The following is a 14439-nucleotide window of genomic DNA, read 5'->3' on the forward strand; positions in this document are numbered from 1 at the left end:
CTAAGGTGTATGATGATACCGGCTTGCTCTTTTATGAAGCGTAAAGATTAAGAAGACTCAATGGAGTTTATATTATTTCATGGAAATTTTGCCGCTCCACCCTTCTATACTCTTCACGGGGGCCCCCTCGCGAAATGGGCTTTTATCCCTTGAATAAAGATCTCCTTTAAAGAATCATTTCAAATTCTAAGAGCTGACAGTCTTTTGAACGCATCGAATGAATGATGATGCTAGCTTATTCCTTTCCTATATTCTCGAGCATCAATACATTGAAATGCTCCATTCAAACGCCCCTTTAGCAAAATAAAGCACATTGTCTCTTAAATTTTTTCACGTAATCATTTCTTTCATGCGCCCCTGTCGTCTCCATTTGATGAATCTCCTTGTACTTTCTCAACATCCCAGCACCTTTTTTCTCAGTGCAACCTTTTTGTAATTTGTCAGTTTTTAACTTTTAGATTGACTTTCGGTTTATTTTTCTTATGTTTTAGAATTATTCTAAAGTGCAGAGGAACAGAAAATGTTGAGATCGTTTTTTTCATTTGTACAACGTAAAGCTCTGTCCTTTCGTTCAGCACAAAACGTGATACTTAAAGCGCTCAAATTAAAAGAGCAACATGCGGCGCTCTATTTAAAATATGCAAAAGCTCTAGAACCTTATTCCTCTAAGGAAGCCGCGGTTTTTACCGCCATGGGGCTTCAAGAGCTTAAAAATTATAAGCAACTTTTGTGCCTTTCTTGCCATAATCGTGCAAACACTATCGGTTCATTATGTGACAAAACTTCTCTTGTGAAAGGCAAGAACCGCCATCCCTCCCAAAAAACAACAGCGGCAAATCACACCATAAAAAAGCCTTCGAAAACGCAAAGACAAACACTTTTGACTTGGATTCAACCAGGTCTTGCAGGGTTAATGGATGGCTCTGTCTCTACCCTTGCCCCCATTTTTGCCGCAGCTTTTGCCACGGGAGACACGCATCAAACTTTTTTGATAGGGCTCTCAGCTTCAATTGGTGCGGGACTTTCAATGGGTTTCACAGAAGCAGCCCATGATGACGGAAAATTATCAGGGCGTGGTTCGCCATTAAAAAGAGGTCTTGCCAGCGGCATTATGACAACATTAGGAGGACTAGGTCATACTCTTCCCTATTTGATCAACTCTTTTTATGTAGCAACAATTATTGCTTTTATCATTGTTTTTTTTGAACTAGGCGCCATCGTCTGGATTCAGAACAAATACATGTCAACTCCCTTTTGGCGCGCCTCTTTACAGGTCATCATTGGTGGTGCTCTGGTTTTTGCCACGGGTATTCTTATCGGTAGTATCTAAAAAATCTTATCTGTAACCATAATTTAGATCTCAAATAAGCGCATGCCCCTAGGCATAAGCCATCCTTGATGATGCCATTATTGAAAAATGCCATTGATAATGTTAGGTGGTGTTGTGGAATATTTTAGGTCAGCCAAAGATGATAAGCAAGCTCTGGGGACAACCTATATCCACACACCTTTATCGACTTGGTTTTATAGATATCTTTTGTTAAAGTATCATTTTCTTCTAGACCTCATATTTTGGAAATGCCTTGATCATGTCGCACACTGAAACAAACGTCCCTCTAAACAACCATCCTGTCTCTTCTCAATCTTCACATGCCCAGACTTTATTTGTTCAGCGTCTTGCACACGGACAAGGTTTAGAACTTCCTTGCTACGCGACAGCAGGTTCTGCGGGTCTTGATCTACGGGCAGCAATTGGAGAAGAAGAAACGCTTGTTCTTGCCCCTGGGCAGCGGGCACTTATTCCAACAGGTCTCATTTTTCATTTATCTCTTGGGTTTGAAGCACAAATACGTCCACGCTCTGGCTTAGCCTTAAAACACGGCATCACATGCCTCAACACTCCAGGAACGATTGATAGTGACTACCGTGGTGAAGTCAAAGTCCTTCTTATCAATTTAGGACAAGAAGACTTTTCCATCCAACGGGGCATGCGCATTGCCCAAACAGTCATCGCCCCCGTATCTCAAGTTAATGTTTGCGCCATTGAACCAGAGCAAAATACCCAAAGCCATAACGAGAGCCGTGGAACAGGAGGTTTTGGTTCAACAGGACACACTTAAGAAGCTCTGAAAAATCGCTATCCTTAAAATAACACACACACTTATTCTAATCACTCTTTCACTTAAAACCCCTTGGGCTTTTAAAGTGCACAAGGAGTGCGCATTTGCTTTCAAAGTTTTTTCACTAAACGCCCCTCTAAACGGGCATCCTTACTCTTCTCCTGTCTCTTCTCAATCTTCACACCCCCCTTGACTTTATCCGTTCAGCATCGCACGCTTGGGACAAGAAAGCTTCCTCACTACACAACGGCTGATTCTGCGGGTCTTGGATTTACAAGCAGCAATTGGTAAAGAAGAAACGCTTGTTCTTGCCCCTGGGCAGCGGGCACTTATTCCAACAGGTCTCATTTTTCATTTATCACGTGGGGCTTGAAGCACGCATCCGTCCACGCTCTGGCTTAGCCTTAAAACACGGGCATTACATACCTCAACACTCCAAGAACGATTGAGTGTGACTATCCGGAAGTGAAGTCAAACTCCTTCTTAATCAATTTAGGCCAAGAAGACTTTTCCATTTAAACGGGGCATGCGCGCCATTGCCCAAACAGTCATCGCCCCTGTACCGCAAGTTAATGTTTGCGCCATTGAACCAGAGCAAAACACCCAAAGCCATAACGAGAGCCGTGGAACAGGAGGTTTTGGTTCAACGGGACACACTTAAGAAGCTCTGAAAAATCGCTACTCTCAAAATAACACACATACTTATTCCAACCACTCTTTCACTAGAAGTCCCTTGAGCTTTTAAAGTGCAGAAGAGTGCGCATTTGCTTTCAAAGTTTTTTCACTAAACGCACCTCTAAACAAGCATCTCTCAATTACGTCTCGTGCACTATACAAAACTTCATTATCACCAGATACCCCTCCCCCATAACAAAAACATTGGCATTAACCATTGAGCGTTCACACACTGCTTGTAATGTCGACAATCTATACATCATATTGATTTATAATAATAATGAATTGTCTTTCAACTTAAATGAGAAATCTCAATACTGTAAGATTGTTTCATGGCAAGCCTATTTATATTAAATCAATCAAAAGCATGTTTCTCACATTCCAAACGTGGTTAGCATACAGATAAAAACTGAAAAAATGCCTACAATGAATACGTATATTAACACTGTCTTGGAAAAAAAATATAAATACGATAATGGTGCTCGCTTACTCTTTTATTCAGCATAAAGAGAGTGAGGTTCGATAGATTTTTTGATTATTTTACGGGGGCTTTACGGTGTTATACCATTTATGAACACCGCCGCAAAAAAGGCTTTAAGATGTATTAAGACACACAACAATCGCCTCTGCTGTTTTCTTGATCGCACCTCTTGCGGCAAGATGAGTAGAGCTTAATCCTAAAAAACCGATTCAATATATGAACCCCCTGCGTAATATCAACCCCCTACGTAATATCAAACCCATGCGTGTTTGGTTTAATAAATCCACGGAACCCTCATCAATTTCACTCTACGACTTTGAGTAATAGGCTTTGCTTCCTGCAACAAAGGCTGTTTTTTATCACTGATCAGAGACATCGGCTGGAATATTAGCGTTTCCCGCAGTGCCCGTTGTTACGGCATCCACATGCCCCACAACGTTACCACCCGCTCCATCGACAGCAGCGTTCGCTACCCCTGTTGTTTTATTATTGATCTCACCTCTTGAGACAAGATTGGTAGAGTTTTGCAATCCTACAAGACCGATTTTATGATATCCAGCCATGCGTATTTGATTTAATAAATCGATGACAGCACCATAATCAATTTCGCTATCCGCTTTGATTAAAATTTTTGTCTCTAAATTTTGCGTCGTTTCCCTCAACAAAGCTTCTCTCAAAGCTGCTTGTTCTACAAGATGATCACCAATGTAAAGAGAACGATCTTTTTGCAACGTAACATAAAGAGGTTCATCAGACTGAACCACTGAAGGTGCTTGAGTTATAGAAGGAAGCTGAACGGAAATGGCAGATGTTGCCAAAGGCGCAGCAACCATAAAAACAATAAGCAACACCAATACAACATCAATAAAAGGGGTCACATTGATTTCGCTTTGCAACCCACTCTCGTCTATATCCCAATCATTATTAAGGCTTGCTTTCATTTTTTATGACTTTTCTGTTGTCTTTGTCTATCAAGTTCACGGCTCAAGAGCCTTTCAAGAGCAGCAGCGATATCACCTAAATCACTACGATAACCACTCAAAGCACGCATAAGGCTATTATACATAACAACGGCGGGAATAGCCACAAAAAGCCCAACAGCCGTTGCGAATAAGGCTTCAGCAATTCCAGGCGCCACCACATCAAGTCGCGTTGTTTGAGACTGAGCAATCCCAATAAAAGAATTCATAATTCCCCAAACAGTTGCAAAAAGACCAACAAAAGGAGCAATTGCGCCAATAGTTGCAAGAACAGCACTTCCACATGCAACACGGCGTGTAGCAGCCAGCAAGCAGCGTGACAAAAGTGAATGAACCCTTTCTTTTAAACCTTCATGAACATCACGAACCCTAGCATCGCGAACATCGCGGGAAACATCTTCATATTGATTGCTCTCCTCATAAAAGAGAATATCTTCAATCGTTTGTGCCCTTTCCCCTTCACTGTTTTTTTCACCAGAGCTTTCGTTTATCCCTTCAGGAGCAGAAAAATGAACCTGTTGTGCAGAAAGATACACTTCTTTAAGGACTTCTTTGAGAAAAAACACACCAGCCCCTTTGCTTTCTTTCAAACTAGCTGCCAAACGCGTAAGAGTCTGAGCATTTAGAACCAATTGAAGTTCATGACGTACTCTTCGTTTTACCAAAGTGATCTCAACAATTTTCACAAAAGCAATTGTCCAAGACACAAGTGAAGCAAGTAACAAAATAATGATAACGGCTTTTACCACCCAATCAGCAGCCATAAACATAGAAAGAGGAGAAAAATCATGCACTGTCAATACAGAAGACATATTATCTAAAGGGACTGTTTTATCTAAAGGGACTGTTTCAGATTCCATTTTTATCTCACATTCTTGTGCTCTTATCTTTATTTATGAGCTGGATCGTCACCCCGCATAGCATCACTCTTCCACAATGCCACGACCCTTTTAACGTCACTTGTGTATTCCTCTTAAGAAAGAAAACTTGATAAATCAAGTATAGTTTTATTTCACAAGCTCTCTCTCTTAATTCTAAAGAAATTACTCAAGAAATTTTTCTCTAACAATTCAACAAGTTTATCTTACCCAATCAATTTATTGCATAAATTAGGCAAAATGATAAACTTACAAGAAGTATCGCATATAATATTTTAATTTATAAGAATAATTTATCATCGTTCCTGTCAAATAAATCTCTCATATCGCAAAGCTTTTCTCATTTCAGCGGCTCTTTTAAATCCAACAAAATATTTTCTTACATGAAACAAGCAGCAAAAATATCATAAAACTCTTGAAGAAAAGGATATGCACATCTCTAACAACCCCTACACTGAAGTACCTCTCCTATCCTAAAATAAAAATATACCTTACGTTTTAAAAAAAGAACTATCGCAATATCTTAAACTGACCAAAAGTATCATGGGCAGCGCGTGTTGCCCCCAAATACATAGAGAGCAAAGAGCCGCAATATTCTTTTCTTTTTCTTTTCTTCAAAAGCATAAAAATGACAGTACTTCTGCCGCAAAATCGCAACAACGATGTTTTTTACCTGTCACAAGCCTAAAAAATAAACCTCAACACGCTTTTTAAAAAACTTTTATAAAAAAACTGCGCCACGAGAAACTGAAGAATGGTGCTAAATTACTGCAAAAGCATAAGACAATTCTCAACAGATGCGACCCTTTACAGACAAAGCATATCGTATAGGAAAGATTTATTTTATCAAAAACAGTTTTAAATTCGACAAAATGAAAGGAACCAAAAAAAGCTTTTGGCGTTACTCAAGCAGTGAAAATTTTCACTCCAATGCAAATGATCACTATGAACACACCAATACAAATATAATGAATCAAGAGGGAAAAATACCATGGCCCATAATAAAACAACACAGCACGGTAAATCAGCCGTAGAAAAAGACCAACAAAAAGACCTACAAGGACAATTAGAAACGTTACGCACTGAAATTTCAGGGATTACCTCAACCCTAACAGATCTTGGTGCAAACAAATTCAACGCCGCCAAAGACAAAGCGGAAAAACTATATCACTCAGCGAAAGAAAGTGGTGAAGACATGATGTCTCAAGCAAAAGACAAAATCAGTGATCTTGAACAAACCATGAACCAATGCGTTCGCAAAAATCCTGGCAAAAGCGTTCTTTTTGCAGCAGGCGTTGGTTTTATTCTTTCTCAATTACTACGTCGTTAAGCAATGCATAAGTTTATCGCTCCTCTTTTAAACCATCTTGTCGGTGGAGGGCTTAAAAGCACAGTCAAGCAAGTACGCCTTCAAGCAATTTTCTATGGGTTTATTAGCATTTCATTCTTCATGTCTTTGCTTTTTTTATGTACCATCGGTTTTATTGCGTTATGTTCTGTTATGAAGCCTCTTGCTGCCGCCAGTATCATGTTTTTAATTTGTCTTTCTCTTGCGGGATTAGGTCTTATTATCAGTCGCGTTCTCAAAACTTATCAACGCTATGACCAACAAAAAAAGACAGAAGAACAACGCCACAAACTCATGACAGATGCGACCGTTTCCAGTCTTGCAGCTCTCAGTCAACATCTCCCTTTTGCCAAATTGGGTGTTCCCATTCTCGGACTTGCAACTTATTTTTTGTGGAAAAAAGATAAAAAAGACCGCTTTTCAGAGTAAAATATGTAAAGCTGTCACTCTAAATCCCCCTCTCAATGTGCTTTCTTTTGTTATAAAAGAAAGCACATTTTTTTCCTCATAGTCTCTTTAGCTTCTTCAAATACCTGAAAAAAATCCCCTTCATTTTGCTAAAAATTCCATAGAACCGCTACACTCTCTTTCAGATTGCAACCCATGTTTCATGAACATAGCTACATGAGGCAAAGCTTGCATTAAAAGTTCTGGTTTGATTTGAAGCAATTGATTGTTTTTTGAAGGCAAGGTATTTTCAGTTTTACCTTTTCTCTATTTTTTCATAAGCCTTTTTTCATGACCATAGGTCACATCAGTAGTTTGCATGTGTTTATATTTTTCTGAACACTCATGTTTGTTACAATGACTATTTTGTTTAGGGGAAGGAAACGCGCTCTCCCATAGCGCTGTAGTAAATAACCTATAGGATATTTTAAACACAACAATTTTCCATGAAGAGCGTTGTCCACCAAGGAGTGTGTGGATTATCATTAACTTTTTTCTGATAAGATTTGCAGTAGAATATTGTCTTGATTTTTAAATAGCGCTTGAAAAGACGCTTTATCAATAATGGTCAATATTAATTATGGTCAATGGGATTATAGCTTCCATGATCTCTTCGCCAATCTTCTGGTTGTTGAAATTGGCTCGACCACAAGCCATTTTGTGCTTTTTGAGCAGCAGATTGTAGGGTTTTATAGTCTGCTGGGGATGGAAAATGATGCTGATCTTTTGTCAACACCATCAACCCTTCTGCCAGCCCCAACCGCGCCAGATCAACCCCATCTACAAAACATTGTGCATAATGAACCTGTTGAACGACACGTGCTTGCCGACAAGTAACCTTTTTATCAATTGTTTTTGAAACAAGCCAAGCCGTAACAAAAGCACCGCAAGGCCACTTAACTCCGTTGCGTGAGGCAAATTGTCGTGTTTCACAGCTTTCCACACCATATAATCGGATATCACGGATGATCTTTTTTCTCCATCCATCATCTACAAGCGTGATCATTTTAAAGGTCACACCACTTGTGACCTGTATAGCACCGGAATAGACCGGCACATTTTCTTCATAAAATTGTGATGCGATTGGTTCTGAATGCAATACCACATTTTGTTGATTTACGTCTTGTTGGTTTGCATAATCTATCAATTGTAACTTCGGATTTTGAACGGGGTTTTCTATTGTCTTTTCTGATCCTTCAAAAAGAGAAAATTGCATAATATTTTCATTATGTTGACTGAAATAAAAGTATCCTAAAATAATAATACAAATTAAGACAATATATTTAGGCGCTGCTCGAAGATATTTTAAAATTATCATTTTGAATATTACTATATTTTTTGTTCATTAAATAATAAAAGATTAAATATTATTAATTTATCGATAGAAAAATTTATTTTTTTCATTTATATGATTCCCGATTAATATTTTGAATATTAATTTTATGATCAACTTAAACATAAAGCGGGGGAATTTTCATGAAAAACATGAATAATTCGTTCATTAATGAACATACCTTACAAAAAACTATTCTATCCAACACCCAAAAGAAATGGTTAACAGCAGCATTGATGCTGTTTATTGCCTTCATGGCACTGAGTGAACCAGCATTTGCTGATGGCGGCTTCGGAAAAATTGAAACTGCTCTTCAAAAAATAGTTGATGCTTTAAAAGGACCAATTGCAAAATCAATCGCAACCATTGCGATTGCTGGTGTTGGGCTTGCATGGATTGCTGGTTATGTTGAAATGCGTAAAGCTTTCTTTGTTTGTGTTGGCATCGGCATTGTTTTTGGTGCATCGCAAATCGCATCAATGTTTATGTCTTAATTCGCTTAACTTTAGCCTTTCAAAGCCATGAAAGAGCACGACAAGCTAACAGAAGATACGTTATTTCTTGCTTGCACGCGCCCTGCAATGATTGCAGGCGTGACGGTGGAAGCTATGGGATTAAATGGGATAGGAACGATGATATTGTTCATTATGGCAGGCAATATTTTTTTTCTAACCTTTGGTGTGATGCTGCATTTCATATTCAAGGAAATCCTAAAGCATGACCATAACAAATTTCGTATTCTTCTGACATGGCAAAAAACAAGTATTTTTGCCAGAAATTCGAGTCTATGGGGTGGGGGAAGTATTTCTCCATTACGATTAATTCGTAATTATGAGGAATTACAATGAATAGAACAGAGCGCAAACGTGAAAAGCAGCCAGAGGCGATCATTCCTTATGTGCGCCATGTCAACAAGCACATCATTGCGCTGGATTCACGCGCTCTCATGAGCGTTATTAAACTTGAAGGGATTAACTTTGAGACAGCGGATATTATTGATCTGAATGTGCTTCACGAACAGCTCAATAATCTGTTTAAAAACATAGCGGATGAACGGATAGCGCTTTATAGCCATATTATCAGAAAGCGTGAAACGATTTATCCGAATGGGAATTTCAGATCGGCATTTGCCAAGCAATTAGATGATAAATATCGCGACCGGATGATTTCACAGGAGCTTTATCGCAATGATCTTTATCTTTCGATTTTGTGGAATCCACACATTGATCAAACGGATAAATTAGTGGAGTTTTTCAAACGTTTAGGCAAAGCCAAGCAAGAAAAGACAGAAGTTGATGCAGAGTCCATTCGCAAGCTTGAAGATATTACCACAGATCTTATTCAAAATTTAGAGCGTTATGGTGCAAAAAGACTGAGTCTTTATGAACATGAAGGTAATATTTATTCGCAGCAAAGTGAGTTTATCCACCAATTGGTGGGAGGTCGTCGTGAACGGATACCTCTCACATGGGGGACGATAGCTTCGACTGTTTATTCAGACCGTCTCATTTTTGGGAAAGAGATCATAGAAATACGCACCGAGGCGGCACAGCGGTTTGCGGGCATGTTTGGTTGGAAAGAATATCCAGCAAAAACCAGGGTAGGCATGGCGGATGGTTTGCTCACCCTTCCCTTTGAGTTTATTTTCACCCAATCTTTTATTTTCAAGAGCAAAAATGCTGCCAAACAGATTATGGGGCGCAAACAGAATCAAATGGTCAATGCAGGAGATCGAGCAGGTTCACAAATTATGGAACTGGATGATGCGCTTGATGATCTTGAATCCAATCGTTTTGTTTTAGGGGAGCATCATTTATCATTGGCAGTTTTTGCTGATACGCCGCAAGAGTTAGCGGATAATCTTGCCAAAGCGCGTTCTCGTCTTACAGATGGTGGGGCTGTCATTGCGCGGGAAGACTTAGGGTTAGCAGCAGCTTGGTGGGCACAATTGCCTGGCAATTATGCTTATCGCACCCGCTCTGGTGCAATAACAAGCCGCAATTATGCAGCGCTTTCTCCTTTTCATTCTTTTCCGGTTGGGAAAATAGATGGCAATGTGTGGGGACCGGCGGTCGCCTTGATGAAAACCTCTGCTGGTTCACCGTTTTATTTTAACTTTCACTTTGGTGATTTAGGCAATACGTTTGTTTGTGGTCCCTCTGGTTCTGGGAAAACGGTTATTGTCAATTTTCTTTTAGCGCAACTTCAAAAGCATGATCCCAATATGGTCTTTTTTGACAAAGATCGGGGTGCAGAACTTTTTGTCAGAGCGGGTGGCGGCACTTATATGCCCTTGAAGAATGGTAGACCGACAGGCATAGCACCGCTAAAAGGCTTAGACTATAACAATCCAGCAGATAGAGTTTTTTTACGCCAATGGATTATAAAGCTTGTTTCTTCTGAAGATCAAAAGATCAGTGAATCAGAAAGACAAGATATTTCTGCTGCTGTTGACCAACTTGCCTTGTTGCCAAAAGAACAACGGACAATATCGGCCTTACAAATGTTTTTTGACACCACGCACAGGGAGGGGATAGCGGGTCGTTTAGAAAGATGGTGTAAAGGCAATGCCTTAGGGTGGGTTTTTGACAATCCTGATGACGACATTGGCATTGATGCAAAATTTATTGGTTATGACATGACGGATTTTTTAGACAATAATGAAATTCGTCCCCCATTAATGATGTATCTTTTTCATAGGATTTTGTCTCTGATTGATGGGCGTCGTATTATCATTGTCATTGATGAGTTTTGGAAAGCCTTAGAGGATGATTCCTTTAAAGCCTTTGCGCAAGACAGGCTGAAAACTATCCGTAAACAAAATGGTTTGATGTTGTTTGCAACGCAATCTCCCAAAGATGCGATCAATTCGACCATTGCCCACACCATTATAGAGCAATGCCCCACACAAATTTATTTTCCCAATCAAAAGGGCAATCATGGGGATTATGTAGAAGGTTTTAAATTATCGGACAGAGAATTTAACCTGATACAATCAGAATTAAGCCGTGAGTCACGGCGTTTTCTCATCAAACAAGGACAAAGTTCAGTTGTAGCAGAACTGAATTTACGCGGCTTTGATGATGAAATAGCCATTTTAAGTGGCACCACCAAGAATATTGAACTCCTAGAGACCATTATGGATGAAGTTGGACAATCTCCAGAAAAATGGCTTCCTATTTTTCAAGAAAGGTCAAAGCAATGAAAAAACTTTTATTGGCAACAACCGTCTATGCAGCTTCATTTGGCTTTCAAACAAATGCATTCGCTATCATGGTATATGATCCCGCGGCTGTAGGACAAATAATGAAACAAGTCCAGCAAGGCACACAACAACTTAACAAATTGCAAGAACAAATTCAACAAGGTGCACAACAGCTTGACCAATTAAAGAGCCAACTCGATCAAGCGAAACAGTTATATAACTCCTTAAATGTCAAGCCTGACATTTCGGGATTGAAAGAGATGTTTAACAAGCAAGGGAGCAGTGGCGCCCTTCCTTCAGATTTTAACCACTTTCAACAATCAATGGGCAGTGGTGGCGGCGGTGGCGGTGGCGGCGGCAGCAAAAACACGCAAAAATGGCAAGAAGAACTTAAATACAAAGAGCCCGCGGGGGGCGCAGACTCAAAAGAGGCAGTAGATGCTTTTTACACACAGGAAGTGAAAAAAGCTGAACAGCGCGTAGTAGGACAAGCAGCAAAAGGACAAGACGTCTACGAAGAAGCCAGTGAAACACAAAAAAACATTACCAAGCTTCTTGACGAACTTGGAAGTACTGAAGATGCGGGTAAAATTCAAGGCATTCAAGCACAACTAGAAGCGATACAAGCAAAACTCCAAACACAAGTCCTTCAAATGCAAGCCGCCGCAATGATTCAACAAGCAGAAGAAAAAGCGGCAGAAAGACGTGAAATAGAAGAATTTAAAGCACGAACCAAAGCTTTAGCCCAAAAAATGCGTGGTCAATAAACGAGAAAAAAGAGGGGCTTGAATATGAACAAGATCATCATAACAACATTGCTACTTTGCACAGGGCTCATCACCACTGGATGTGAAAAAACCCACAGCGTAGAAGAACTTAAAAAAAATAAAAAACTGATGGAAGAAGTATTAGTGAAATGTTTGACGTCAGGGGATTTGAATTCGAAAAATTGTAAAAATGCAGAGCAAGCTGAACTTGAAACCCGTAAAAAATGGGGAGGATTTGGCTCAACAAATGACGATAAACAAGATTCTGAAAAGAAACAGGACAATAAATAATGAATAAAGTTCTCATAACAACATTGCTACTTTGCACAGGGCTCATCACAGCTGGATGTGAAAAAACCTATAGCGTCGCAGAATTTAAAAAAAATCCAAAATTATTTGATGAATGGGTCACGAGATGTGGAGGGATAGGAACTTCAAAAAATTGTGAAAACCTAAGAGTAGCAGGCGCTGAACTTGAGAAAGAACGTCAGGCAAAAGTTGAAGAAGAAAATCGCAAAATAGATGAAAAATTTAAAGCTGAACAAGACGCTTGGATTGAAAAAATGAGAGCTGAGAATGAAAAATTCCGAGCCGAACAAGAAGCAAAGCGACGTGCTGAAGAAGAACAAGAAGCAAAAGAGCGCGCTAAACAACAACAGGACAGTCATTAATCATGAATAAAGTTCTCATAACAACATTGCTACTTTGCACTGGGCTCATCACAGCTGGATGTGAAAAAACCTACAGCGTAGAAGAATTTAAAAAAGATGAAAAATTACGCCTAGAGTGGGATGCTAAATGTGGATTTGCAGGAACTTCAAAAAATTGTGAAAACATGCGGTTAGCATTTTTAGAACTTCAAAAAGAATATGAAGCAAAAGCAGCAGAAAGAGAGCGTCAAGCGGAAGAGAACCTTCATGAAGCATTAAAAAAAGCTAGAGCTAAAATAATGTCCGATCTTGAAAAAAGAGAAGCTGAATATCAAAAAAGGCAAGCTGAAGAAGAACAAAAAGCAAAAGAACAAGCCGAACGAGAAGCAGAAGAGCGCGCTAAAGCTAAACAACAACAGGACAATAAATAATGAATAAAGTTCTCATAACAACATTGCTACTTTGCACAGGGCTTATCGCTGCTGGATGTGAAAAAACCTATAGCGTTGCAGAATTTAAAAAAGATGAAAAATTACGCCTAGAGTGGGATGCGAAATGTGGATTTGCAGGAACTTCAAAAAATTGTGAAAACATGCGGTTAGCATTTTTAGAACTTCAGAAAGAATATGAAGCAAAAGCAGCAGAAAGAAGTCGTAAAATTGACGAAGAAAATCGCAAATCAATGGAAAAATTGAAAGCTGAAATGAGAGCCAGAATTAAAAAAATGAGAGAAGAGAATCAAAAATTCCTTGCTGAACAAAGAGCAAAAGAGCGTGCTGAGGAAGAACGAAGAGCGAAAGAGCGCGCGGCAGAAGAACAACAAAATAACCATTAAGACACAATGAAGAGCGGAGCATCTCAATGGCAGTAGAAAGCAAAGGCATATTCACTTGGATAGATAATACTGTAATGCATTCCCTTACAAAAACAATGGATAGCGCCATTACACATTGCTATTGCGCTTTAGCTGCTCAACTTAAAGAACCTTACAGACTATACAATAGATTTATGGCAAGATTATGTCGCTGCCCTAGATTTATCATCACTGGTTATAAAAAACCGATAACCTAGCATAATTTAAAAATTGTGCTCAAACCTTGTAAAACTGAAAGGAAAAAGGGGAAATATTGATGAATAAAGTTCTCATAACAACATTGCTACTTTGCACAGGGCTTATGGCTGCTGGATGTGAAAAAACCTATAGCGTCGCAGAATTTAAAAAAGATAAAAATTTACGCTTAGAGTGGGATGCTAGATGTGGATTTGCAGGAACTTCAAAGAATTGTGAAAACATGCGGTTAGCATTCTTAGAACTTCAGAAAGAATATGAAGCAAAAGAAGCAGAAAGAAGTCGTAAAATTGCAGAAGAAAATCGCAAAAGATATGAAGAATTTATGGCGAAACAAAAAGCCAGACTTGAAAAAAGGGAGGCTGAGACTCAAAAAATACTCGAAAAACAAAGAGCGGAAACACGCGCTGAAGAAGAACGAAGAGCAAAAGAACGCGCACAGAATAACGATTAAATTATAAAAACACACACTGAAGAGCGGAGCAT

General features: G+C 39.2%; 17 protein-coding genes and 1 pseudogene. 15 read left to right on the forward strand and 3 right to left on the reverse strand.

Annotation, left to right across the window (positions count from 1 at the left end):
- Nucleotides 1-520 precede the first annotated feature (520 nt).
- From ACFINH_RS02105 to dut (ACFINH_RS02115), 3 genes and pseudogenes are all read left to right on the forward strand, one after another.
- Complete coding sequence (locus tag ACFINH_RS02105) at nt 521-1330, forward strand: VIT1/CCC1 transporter family protein (protein ID WP_375631977.1); 810 nt, start codon at nt 521-523, stop codon at nt 1328-1330.
- Nucleotides 1331-1589: 259 nt separating this feature from the next.
- Nucleotides 1590-2120: a dUTP diphosphatase gene (dut, locus tag ACFINH_RS02110; RefSeq protein WP_375631979.1), complete on the forward strand. Its 531-nt coding sequence runs from the start codon at nt 1590-1592 to the stop codon at nt 2118-2120.
- Between the two features lie 174 nt (nt 2121-2294).
- Nucleotides 2295-2781, forward strand: a pseudogene (dut, locus tag ACFINH_RS02115) (dUTP diphosphatase).
- An 854-nt stretch (nt 2782-3635) separates the two neighbouring features.
- Here dut (ACFINH_RS02115) and ACFINH_RS02120 read toward each other — a convergent pair.
- Nucleotides 3636-4217 carry a biopolymer transporter ExbD gene (locus tag ACFINH_RS02120; RefSeq protein WP_375613243.1) on the reverse strand — a complete coding sequence of 194 codons (582 nt, stop codon included), beginning with the start codon at nt 4215-4217 and terminating at the stop codon, nt 3636-3638.
- Entirely contained in the window at nt 4214-5116 is a 903-nt protein-coding gene (locus ACFINH_RS02125) for a MotA/TolQ/ExbB proton channel family protein (protein WP_375631982.1), read from the reverse strand. Before ACFINH_RS02125 ends, ACFINH_RS02120 begins: the two co-directional genes overlap by 4 nt.
- 1009 nt (nt 5117-6125) lie before the next feature.
- On the opposite strand from ACFINH_RS02125, the gene ACFINH_RS02130 reads away from it, so the two are divergent.
- On the forward strand, nt 6126-6464 hold the full coding sequence (locus ACFINH_RS02130) for a YqjD family protein (RefSeq protein WP_375631984.1): 339 nt from the start codon (nt 6126-6128) through the stop codon (nt 6462-6464).
- Nucleotides 6465-6467: 3 nt separating this feature from the next.
- Nucleotides 6468-6911 carry a hypothetical protein gene (locus tag ACFINH_RS02135; RefSeq protein ID WP_375631986.1) on the forward strand — a complete coding sequence of 148 codons (444 nt, stop codon included), beginning with the start codon at nt 6468-6470 and terminating at the stop codon, nt 6909-6911.
- Nucleotides 6912-7503: 592 nt separating this feature from the next.
- Here the strand turns inward: ACFINH_RS02135 and ACFINH_RS02140 are convergent.
- Nucleotides 7504-8247: a nuclease gene (locus tag ACFINH_RS02140; RefSeq protein WP_375631988.1), complete on the reverse strand. Its 744-nt coding sequence runs from the start codon at nt 8245-8247 to the stop codon at nt 7504-7506.
- A gap of 158 nt (nt 8248-8405) precedes the next feature.
- On the opposite strand from ACFINH_RS02140, the gene ACFINH_RS02145 reads away from it, so the two are divergent.
- The 10 genes from ACFINH_RS02145 to ACFINH_RS02190 are packed head-to-tail and all read left to right on the forward strand — an operon-like array spanning nt 8406 to nt 14407.
- Nucleotides 8406-8756 carry a TrbC/VirB2 family protein gene (locus tag ACFINH_RS02145; protein ID WP_375612518.1) on the forward strand — a complete coding sequence of 117 codons (351 nt, stop codon included), beginning with the start codon at nt 8406-8408 and terminating at the stop codon, nt 8754-8756.
- Nucleotides 8757-8783: 27 nt separating this feature from the next.
- Nucleotides 8784-9110: a type IV secretion system protein VirB3 gene (locus tag ACFINH_RS02150; RefSeq protein WP_375612517.1), complete on the forward strand. Its 327-nt coding sequence runs from the start codon at nt 8784-8786 to the stop codon at nt 9108-9110.
- Entirely contained in the window at nt 9107-11467 is a 2361-nt protein-coding gene (locus ACFINH_RS02155) for a VirB4 family type IV secretion/conjugal transfer ATPase (RefSeq protein ID WP_375631990.1), read from the forward strand. The genes ACFINH_RS02150 and ACFINH_RS02155 overlap by 4 nt, the downstream gene beginning before the upstream one ends.
- Nucleotides 11464-12234 (forward strand): type IV secretion system protein, encoded by a 771-nt coding sequence (locus tag ACFINH_RS02160; RefSeq protein ID WP_375631992.1) that lies wholly within the window; start codon nt 11464-11466, stop codon nt 12232-12234. Before ACFINH_RS02155 ends, ACFINH_RS02160 begins: the two co-directional genes overlap by 4 nt.
- Before the next feature lie 24 nt (nt 12235-12258).
- Nucleotides 12259-12525 carry an EexN family lipoprotein gene (locus ACFINH_RS02165; RefSeq protein WP_375612514.1) on the forward strand — a complete coding sequence of 89 codons (267 nt, stop codon included), beginning with the start codon at nt 12259-12261 and terminating at the stop codon, nt 12523-12525.
- Nucleotides 12525-12905 (forward strand): EexN family lipoprotein, encoded by a 381-nt coding sequence (locus ACFINH_RS02170; RefSeq protein WP_375631994.1) that lies wholly within the window; start codon nt 12525-12527, stop codon nt 12903-12905. Before ACFINH_RS02165 ends, ACFINH_RS02170 begins: the two co-directional genes overlap by 1 nt.
- Nucleotides 12906-12907: 2 nt before the next feature.
- Nucleotides 12908-13315 (forward strand): EexN family lipoprotein, encoded by a 408-nt coding sequence (locus ACFINH_RS02175; protein ID WP_375631996.1) that lies wholly within the window; start codon nt 12908-12910, stop codon nt 13313-13315.
- The gene (locus ACFINH_RS02180; protein WP_375631998.1) at nt 13315-13719 is read left to right on the forward strand and encodes an EexN family lipoprotein; all 405 of its coding nucleotides are present in this window, start codon (nt 13315-13317) and stop codon (nt 13717-13719) included. The genes ACFINH_RS02175 and ACFINH_RS02180 overlap by 1 nt, the downstream gene beginning before the upstream one ends.
- A 26-nt stretch (nt 13720-13745) precedes the next feature.
- Nucleotides 13746-13955, forward strand: a complete 210-nt coding sequence (locus ACFINH_RS02185; RefSeq protein ID WP_375632000.1) for a hypothetical protein — start codon at nt 13746-13748, stop codon at nt 13953-13955.
- A gap of 59 nt (nt 13956-14014) precedes the next feature.
- Nucleotides 14015-14407: an EexN family lipoprotein gene (locus tag ACFINH_RS02190; RefSeq protein WP_375632002.1), complete on the forward strand. Its 393-nt coding sequence runs from the start codon at nt 14015-14017 to the stop codon at nt 14405-14407.
- Nucleotides 14408-14439 lie beyond the last annotated feature (32 nt).

It is taken from the genome of Bartonella sp. AA74HLJMH (genome assembly GCF_042197045.1).
Lineage (GTDB): Bacteria > Pseudomonadota > Alphaproteobacteria > Rhizobiales > Rhizobiaceae > Bartonella.